Source organism: Terriglobales bacterium (assembly GCA_035691485.1).
Classification (GTDB): Bacteria; Acidobacteriota; Terriglobia; order Terriglobales; family Acidobacteriaceae; genus JAIQGF01.
In genome coordinates, this window is sequence record DASSIZ010000037.1 from 1 (window position 1) to 7,832 (window position 7,832).

Genomic DNA, 7,832 nt, shown 5'->3' on the forward strand with positions numbered 1-7,832 from the left:
TTCGACCCGCTCGGTATCAGCCCCAGCGCGAACATGCCGGCAATCGAATCCGCTTTGTCGGCGATCGCCAGCACCGCGCCCTCGATCGTACGCGGCACCCTGTCTTCCATCGACTCCGGTTTGTACTGGTCGTAAATTGCGTCACCGATGGCGGGATCCAGGCCCTGCGCCTTCGCGTACAGGCCGCCGATAATTCCCTGTAGCTCGGTGAACTCCTTCACCAGCTCGGTTGTCAGGTCGGTCTTGGCCAGCAGCGCCGCCTTGTGCACGATGCCTGCGCGCACCTTGACGTTCGCGTCCGCCAGCGTCTCGGAAACCTGGCTTGCCAGCTTCTGCACCCGAATCGTCTTGTCGTAGTAGCTGCCCAAGTCCTTCTGGAAGGTGACGTTCCGCAGCGATTCGGCGCGCTCCCGCAGCGGGCGCTTCTGGTCGGTGTCCCAGAAGAAGCGCGCATCGCGGAACCGCGCCCGCAGCACGCGCTCGTTGCCGTGGCGAATAATTCCCGCCGGATCGCCGTCGATGTTCAGCACCGCCAGAAAATGCGGCGCCAGCTTTCCCCCGGCATCCTCCACCGCGAAATACTTTTGATGGTCACGCATTACCGTGACCAGCACCTCTTCCGGCAGTGACAGGAACTCGCGCTCGAAGTTGCCGAGGATGACGGATGGATATTCGGTGAGATTTACGACCGTATTGAGCAGTTCGCCGTCTTCGCGCCAGCGCGCGCCCGGCACCGTCCGGCAGCAGCGGTCGAGTTCTTTGCGGATCAGCGCCAGTCGTTCTTCGCGCTTCGCGAACACGCCCTCATGCTTCAGGTCGGAGGCGTAGGACGCCGGTTCCTTGATCTCCACATCCTTGCCCAGCACCCGGTGTCCGCGCGATCTTCGCGCCGCGCGAATGCCCGCGTACTCTACCGGCACCACTTCATTTCCCAGCAGCGACACCATCCAGCGCACCGGGCGCACGAACCGCTCCGGCTTGCCTGGGCGCCAGTACATGTTCTTCGCCCAGTACAGTGCGCTGATTTCTTTCGGCAGCGCTTCCGCCAGGATTTCATGTGCCGTGCGCCCCTTGCGCGTCACCGTTGCTGCCAGGTATTCGCCCTTCGGCGTGGTGACCGTCTTCAGCGCCGCAACGTCGACATTCACCTTGCGCGCAAAAGCCTGCGCCGCCGGGGTCGCCTGTCCGTCCTTGTACGCCACCTTCACGGATGGGCCCAGCACCTGCTCTTCCGCGTTCGCCTGCGTTTCCGCAATTCCGCGGGCCAGCACCGCCAATCGCCGTGGCGTCGAATACGGCTCCAGTTGGGCTTCTTGTGCCAGCGATTCGCGCTGCAGCAGCTCCGCCACGCGCTTGCACAGCTCCGCCTCGGCGCCATCGATCATCCGCGCCGGAATCTCTTCGAGCCCGATCTCAAGCAAGAAATCTGCCATGTTACGAGCTGCTTATTGTCCCACTTGCCGTCGTACCCGACGCGTGATGCACATCACACGCATTTGTAGCGCTCCGCACTTCCCGAGTGTCAATGCTTCTCGGTTACTTCCTGATTTGTCTGAAATGCGGCAACGTGCTTCGCGCTGACCTTAAGAGGTTCAGCGGCTTGCACGGGCGTGTTTTCGCCGACAGCTGAAAGCTGACGGCTGACAGCCTTTTGTTGCGTCACCCACGCCTTTGCCACCCCAACCGCCAACTGCCGCACGCGCGCGATCACTCCCACCCGCTCCGTGACCGAGATCGCTCCCCGCGCATCCAGGATGTTGAACAAGTTCGAGCACTTCAGGCACAAGTCATAGGCGGGCAGCAGCGGGAACTTTCGAATTTCTTCCCGCAGGTGCGCCGGGAAATCCTCGTCCAGCGTCCGTTCCTTTTTTCCTTCTTCTTTCTTCTCCGACGTCAGCTTGGCGAACTCCGCCAGCAGCTCCTTGCACTCGTCTTCGAACATCTCGAAGTGTTTCCACGCCCGGTCCACATCCGCCAACTCGAAGTTGTAAGCCGAGTACTGGACTTCGTCCGCCAGGCGCACGTCGCCGTACTTGACTACCGCGCCGGTCTTCGGATCGCGCGCCCACGTGATCTCATAAATCGAATCCACGTCCTGCAAAAATGCGGCGATCCGCTCCAGACCGTACGTCAGCTCCGCGCACATCGGGTCCAGATCAATTCCGCCGCATTGCTGGAAGTAGGTGAACTGGGTGATTTCCAGCCCGTCCAGCATCACCTGCCAGCCGACACCCCATGCCGCCAGCGTCGGCGCCTCCCAGTTGTCCTCTTCGAACTTGATGTCGTGCTGTCGCAGGTCAATCCCGATCGCCTCCAGCGAGCGCAAGTACAGCCCCTGCACATCCTCGGGCGGAGGTTTAAGGATCACCTGCATCTGCAAGTGTTTGTAAAGACGATTCGGGTTCTCGCCGTAGCGTCCATCGGCTGGACGCCGCGACGGCTGGTAGTACGCCACGCGGTACGGCTGCGGCCCCAGCACGCGCAGAAAGGTTTCCGGCGCCATCGTTCCCGCTCCGACTTCCACGTCATGCGGCTGCTGCAGCACGCACCCGTAGTCGGCAAAGAAATTCGACAGCTTCAGGACCAGTTCCTGAAACGTAGGCGCGTTTTGTTTATTGGGCATTTAGCTTTTAGCCTTTAACTCTTAGCTGGAACGTTTCTGGCTCCGAGCTAAGAGCTAAGGGCTGACAGCTAATAGCTACTGAAGCCTCTCCAGCATGCTTGCCGTCACCAGCTTCTTCTCCAAATGCCGTTCCAGAATCTGCACCAGGCACTTTCTCAGGTCCGCCGCCTTGGCCTTGGGCCATGCCTGCTCCGCCATCGAATCCACCGGCGCTCGAAACATCTCCGCCGCCAGCGCCCGCGATTCCGGCGTCATCTCGCTCGAGGCCAGGCGCTTGTCGTTCGGACACATCAGCCCGTCCACCAGCGCGTGATAATACGCCCTGCTGCCGTTCAGTCTTTCGCCGCAAACCACGCATTCCCCGAGTTCCGGCAGGAACCCGGCCAGGCGCGTCAGCCACAGCTCGAAGTACGTCAGCGGCATCCAGATGGCGCCCGCGCGCAGCGTTCGCAACACCGACAAAGTCAGCCGGAAGATGGCGTCGTTGGCCTCGCGATCGGGCAGCAATTCGTCGAGCAGTTCCGCCACGTGTCCCAGCGCCACCGCCCGCGGATAATCCACCGCCCCGGTCAGCGGCGATTCCAGTATCTCGCACGAGTCGATGCGTGCCAGCTCCTGCCGCTCGCGATCCTCGTAATACAGCTTGACCACCGTCAGCGGCTCCAGCGCGCCCCCGAAACGCCGCTTTGACTTCTTTGCCGAGCGCGCCACGCCGCGCACCTTGCCTTCCGCGCGGGTGAAAAAAGTCACCAGCAGATCAGCCTCGCGCAGCGGGTAGCTGCGCAGCACGACCGCCTCGGATTCCTTGAGAGGCATAAGGCTTCGATTGGCTAAAGCGCCGGTTCCAGCGTGGGTAAACCATGATTCTAACTGAGGCACGCAGGCAGGGAAAGCGCACCCCCACTTCTTTCCGCCTGCGTCCAGAATGCCTCAGAATCGGGGCAGCTGCTTCATCTCCCCGGTTCCTGCGAGGCGGAGGCTACCGCTACTCCGTGGGAAAAAGACGAAAGCGCGCATCCCACTCCGGAATGCGCGCCGCAATGCTGGAAAATTTTTGTTTACGCCGGGGTGCGGCCGTAGTACGCCGCGTTACGCTCGGTGAATTGTTTCCACTTGTCCGGCAGGTCGTCGAGCGCAAAAATCGCCGATACCGGGCACACCGGCACGCACGCTCCGCAATCAATGCATTCCACGGGATCGATATACAGCATTTCCTCGCTGGCGTGCGCCGGCTCGTCCTTCTTGGGGTGGATGCAGTCCACCGGGCAGGCATCGACGCAGGCCGTGTCCTTGGTGCCGATGCAGGGTTCCGCAATTACGTATGCCATTGGTCGTTTCTCCCCTTCGCTGCTGGGTCTGTATGTAAGAATCTAGCCGAAGGCCGGGATTTTAGCAAAACCCCCGCGCCCTCAACCAGCATTATGCAATCGCTGGTTCTCTCTCTGCCGCCGGTTCGTATTCGGTGATATATCCCGCCACCGCGCTTGCCGCCACCGTCAGCGGGCTGGCCAGGTACATCTGCCCCGGCCCGCTACGTCCCGGAAAATTGCGGTTCTGCGCGCTGATCACCACCTGGTCCGGCCGCGTCGAAACCCCCGGCCCGGCATTGATGCAGGCGCCGCAACTGGGCTCGATAACGATCGCCCCCGCCTGCTTGAACACCTCCAGGTAACCGCGGCGAATGCAGTAGTCGCGGGTCTCCTGCGATCCGAACTGGATGTAGAACTTCACCGAAGCGGCAACCCGCCTGCCCTGCTTCAGCGCATCGGCGAGCACGCGCGCGTACATGTCCATGTCTTCATTCTTGCCGGCAGTGCACGTGCCGCCGTAAGCGATCTCGACCGGCACCGGCGTGTTCAGATCGCGCACGAACTTGCCGTTGCCGGGATCGCCCGGCGTCGCCACCATCGGGTAAATCTCGTTGGCATCGAGTTCGATCACGTGCGCGTACTCGGCATCGGAATCGCTCTGCAATCCCCGGGTAAGCTTCTCCGCCTGAGCCCGGTCCATGCCGCGGCGCTCCACCAGGAAGTCCACAACCTTCTTGTCCGGCGCAACAATGCCGGTGAAGCCGCCGATCTCCGCCGCCATGTTGGTCAGCGTCGCGCGCTCATCCACGCTCAACTCTTCCACCGCTTCGCCCGCGTACTCGATGACCTTCGCCAGCGCTTTGCCGCTGCGCACGTAATCCAGAGCCAGCACGGCAAGGATGAAATCCTTCGCCGTCACGTTCGGCTTGCGGCGCCCGCGGATCAGGACTTTTACCGACTCCGGCACCTTCACGCGAACGTCTTTCGTGATCCACGAATTGAATACGTCAGTCGTTCCGATGCCGAAGGCCACGCAGCCGATGGCGCCGACGTGCGGCGTGTGCGAGTCCGAGCCGACGTTCACCTGCCCGGGCAGCGCATAGCTCTCGATCATCACCGAGTGGCAGATGCCCTCGCTGCCCTTGCGATCTTTCAATTCGCCGTGCAGCTGGATGCCCTGTTCTTTGGCGAAGTCCTGCTGCTTGAACTTGAGCTGCGTCGCCAGGTCCAGCAGCCCCATCTTGCGCTTTTCTTCCGACATCACTTCATCGAGGAAAGTCAGGTGATCGCGAAAGAACTTGATACTGTCTCGATCGTTCACCGGCACGCCCTTGCCCACGAAGTGGTCGTAGAAAATGGCCGCCATCGGGGTGACGTACTCGTGCGAGAAACGCAGGTCAACGCGCGTGAATCCGGTGTCGCCGGGGCGGACGGCTCTCGGCAGTCGGCCCTCGGTTGTCGGCTGTTGGCTGTCGGCGGGACCCTGCCGCTCATGGCCCGATGGCCGATGGCCGATAGCCGACGGCCCATCCACCATATGGCTCGCAAAGATCTTTTCCGCGATCGTCATCGCCCGCGACCCCGTGCTAATCGCCGGCACCGTAACTTTCCCCTGGATGCGCGCCACGTTGAACGGAAACAGGCCCCCATATTCGATCACCTGGCGCGTGATCTCGTCCTCGCCGTGGGTGAAGACAGAGAGCGGAATCTCCTCGCCGCGGCGCACGCAATCGATGAGCGAGAAATCGGTCGAGGTCAGCAGGCCCAGGTTCTGGCAGTTTTGTTTGTATATGCGTTCGATGTTCTCCGCGATCACCAGATGAATTCCGGCGCAGCGCTCCGCATACGGCGACTGCTCGCGGCTGGACCCTTTGCCGCGCCGCTTGCCGCTCACCGCGGCCACGAAGCCGCCTCGCTTGACGTCGCCGCGCTTGATGGGCGTTTCCTGGCCGCACTTCAGCCCGGTGTAGGGAAATTCGCCCAGCGTCTCGTCGAAGAAGAAACAGATGTGCGCCGGGGTGATCTCGTCGGTGGAAATGTCGTCGCGCAGCTTGGGGTTTTTCTCCGGATGCGCCGTGTCCCACGGCAGGTCCCAGCCGGCAAGCTGCTTGCGGATCAGTTCCGGGTCCTCCGTCAGAAACAGGATCCGTCCCTGCAAACGCACCTGCGCGGGACGCTTTTCGATCTTCCGATCCAGGAGAGACTTGATCACACGCCGTCCTCGTCTTTTTCTTGTGCTCCCTATCCTTATTGTACGATGCTGGACGGCCTTCGGCCGGTTCCCGGCTGCGATCACCCCGGAACCCGGGCTGAAGGTTTGCGGTCCATCCCTGCCCAATAGCGGTTGATCGCGGCGAGAGATCCTCGCCTGCCGTGCGCGACATCTCAGTATTCGAAGTTGACGCAGGAGGCGCGCCATGACGGGAACAGTTGCTGCCATTCTCTTGTGGGCGGTGCTCGGAAACTACCAAACAATAGTTCCGCCGGGAACCGCGTTGCCGATCAGTCTGGATTGCACGCTCGACGCCCGGAAAGTAAAACCCGGCCAGCCGATTTCCGGCACCATTGCGCAGGATGTGCCCTTGGGCGATCGCGGCAAAATCCGCGAAGGTTCCCACGTTACCGGTCACGTGCTGGACGCCGGCAGAAATGCTGACGGCAGCTCCTACATCCGCATTCGGTTCGACCGGCTGCGCGCCAAGAATTGGGACGAGATGCCGCTCATTACCACCCTGCGTGCGGTGGCCTCTCCGTGGGAAGTAGAGGAGGCACAACTGCCGAAGGTCGGCCCCATGATCAACCCCAACCCGGCCAGTTGGACCACCTACCAGGTGGGCGGCGATGCCGTGTATCGCGGCGGCGGACCGGTCATGCATGGCAGGGTCAAGATTGGCGAGCCCGCTTACGGCGGGGTATTGGCGCAGTTGGTGTCGGTGGCGGAGCCCGGCTGCCGCATTGAAAATGGCGGTCGCAAAATGGCCTTATGGGTGTTTGGCTCGGCCGCGTGCGGCGTCTACGGATTCTTTGACGATCTTGACGTCGGACTGGCAGGGGACTCCGATCCGTTGGGCGACATTGTTCTGGAGTCCGAGAACAACGTGCACGTGCCGACCGGCACCGGAATGCTTTTGATTGCCATCGCGCCCCGCAAAGTGCCGGCGGTTATGACCGCCGTGAACGGCATGGAGTAGCCCGAATGCGTGCGGCGCCGAGCGCGGGCTTCATCCCGCTGTTTCCGCCGCATGTGCATCCTTTGCAACTCAACGCCGCCAACTACACGCCGGCAGGGACCACCTGTCCCGAAGCCGTGGCTTCCAACTGCGCCGCCAGGCGCTTGCGATATTGAACGTGCCGCCACCGTGTGATTTCAACCAGCGGACGCCAGACCGCATGTACGAGGTCGTGCTGGATCAACAGGTGCCAGAGCCGGTTGGACCGTTTGTACAGGTACGACATGGCGAGGTAGGCAGGCACGGCGCTCGCCTGCTGCGGCCGGCGCCGCCAGATCGAGGTGTGTGAAAAAAGCCGCTGGTACAACCATGCGTACCCCTGCTCCAGCTCTTCGGCTGTCATGTGGCGGGGGCGGAACACCGCGTGCGCCGTGTCGTAGCGGGTCCAGTCGCGATGCAGAAGTCGGCCTTCGGTTTCCATTTGTCGGAACAGCGGCGTCGCCGGGTATGGCGTCAGGATGTGGAAGGTGGCGCATTCCAGCCGGTTGGTTTCGATCCAATCCGCCGTACGCACGAAGACGTCTTTGCCATCGTGGTCGAAGCCAACCACAAACGAGCCGTTCACCTGGATGCCGCAATCGTGCAGCATGCCGATCCGCCGCGCGTAGTCGGATGCCCGCGGCGTTTTCTTGCGCGATTCGGTCAGGTTCTGGTCGGTCAGCGACTCCA

At 62.1% G+C, this 7,832-nt stretch carries 7 protein-coding genes; 1 reads left to right on the forward strand and 6 read right to left on the reverse strand.

What is annotated here, in order from left to right:
- The 5 genes from glyS to VFI82_04735 form a co-directional block, all read right to left on the reverse strand.
- On the reverse strand, positions 1 to 1,433 hold a 1,433-nt coding region (glyS, locus tag VFI82_04715; GenBank protein HET7183962.1), incomplete at its 3' end, for a glycine--tRNA ligase subunit beta.
- A gap of 89 nt (positions 1,434 to 1,522) precedes the next feature.
- Positions 1,523 to 2,623: a glycine--tRNA ligase subunit alpha gene (locus VFI82_04720; GenBank protein ID HET7183963.1), complete on the reverse strand. Its 1,101-nt coding sequence runs from the start codon at positions 2,621 to 2,623 to the stop codon at positions 1,523 to 1,525.
- A 75-nt stretch (positions 2,624 to 2,698) separates the two neighbouring features.
- Positions 2,699 to 3,439, reverse strand: coding sequence for a DNA repair protein RecO (gene recO / locus VFI82_04725; GenBank protein ID HET7183964.1), 741 nt, complete (start codon positions 3,437 to 3,439; stop codon positions 2,699 to 2,701).
- Between the two features lie 242 nt (positions 3,440 to 3,681).
- Positions 3,682 to 3,951: a ferredoxin family protein gene (locus VFI82_04730; GenBank protein HET7183965.1), complete on the reverse strand. Its 270-nt coding sequence runs from the start codon at positions 3,949 to 3,951 to the stop codon at positions 3,682 to 3,684.
- A gap of 91 nt (positions 3,952 to 4,042) precedes the next feature.
- Positions 4,043 to 6,145: an aconitase family protein gene (locus VFI82_04735; protein HET7183966.1), complete on the reverse strand. Its 2,103-nt coding sequence runs from the start codon at positions 6,143 to 6,145 to the stop codon at positions 4,043 to 4,045.
- Between the two features lie 205 nt (positions 6,146 to 6,350).
- On the opposite strand from VFI82_04735, the gene VFI82_04740 reads away from it, so the two are divergent.
- A complete protein-coding gene (locus tag VFI82_04740) occupies positions 6,351 to 7,124 on the forward strand; it encodes a hypothetical protein (protein ID HET7183967.1) in 774 nt (257 codons plus the stop codon).
- 82 nt (positions 7,125 to 7,206) lie between these two features.
- Here the strand turns inward: VFI82_04740 and VFI82_04745 are convergent.
- On the reverse strand, positions 7,207 to 7,832 hold a 626-nt coding region (locus tag VFI82_04745), incomplete at its 5' end, for a DUF4070 domain-containing protein (protein ID HET7183968.1).

Excerpts from the sequence above, each read along its gene's own strand:
- VFI82_04740 (HET7183967.1), top strand. The coding sequence starts at position 6,351 with ATGACGGGAACAGTTGCTGCCATTCTCTTGTGGGCGGTGCTCGGAAAC.
- VFI82_04730 (HET7183965.1), bottom strand. The coding sequence starts at position 3,951 with ATGGCATACGTAATTGCGGAACCCTGCATCGGCACCAAGGACACGGCC.
- recO (HET7183964.1), bottom strand. The coding sequence starts at position 3,439 with ATGCCTCTCAAGGAATCCGAGGCGGTCGTGCTGCGCAGCTACCCGCTG.
- VFI82_04720 (HET7183963.1), bottom strand. The coding sequence starts at position 2,623 with ATGCCCAATAAACAAAACGCGCCTACGTTTCAGGAACTGGTCCTGAAG.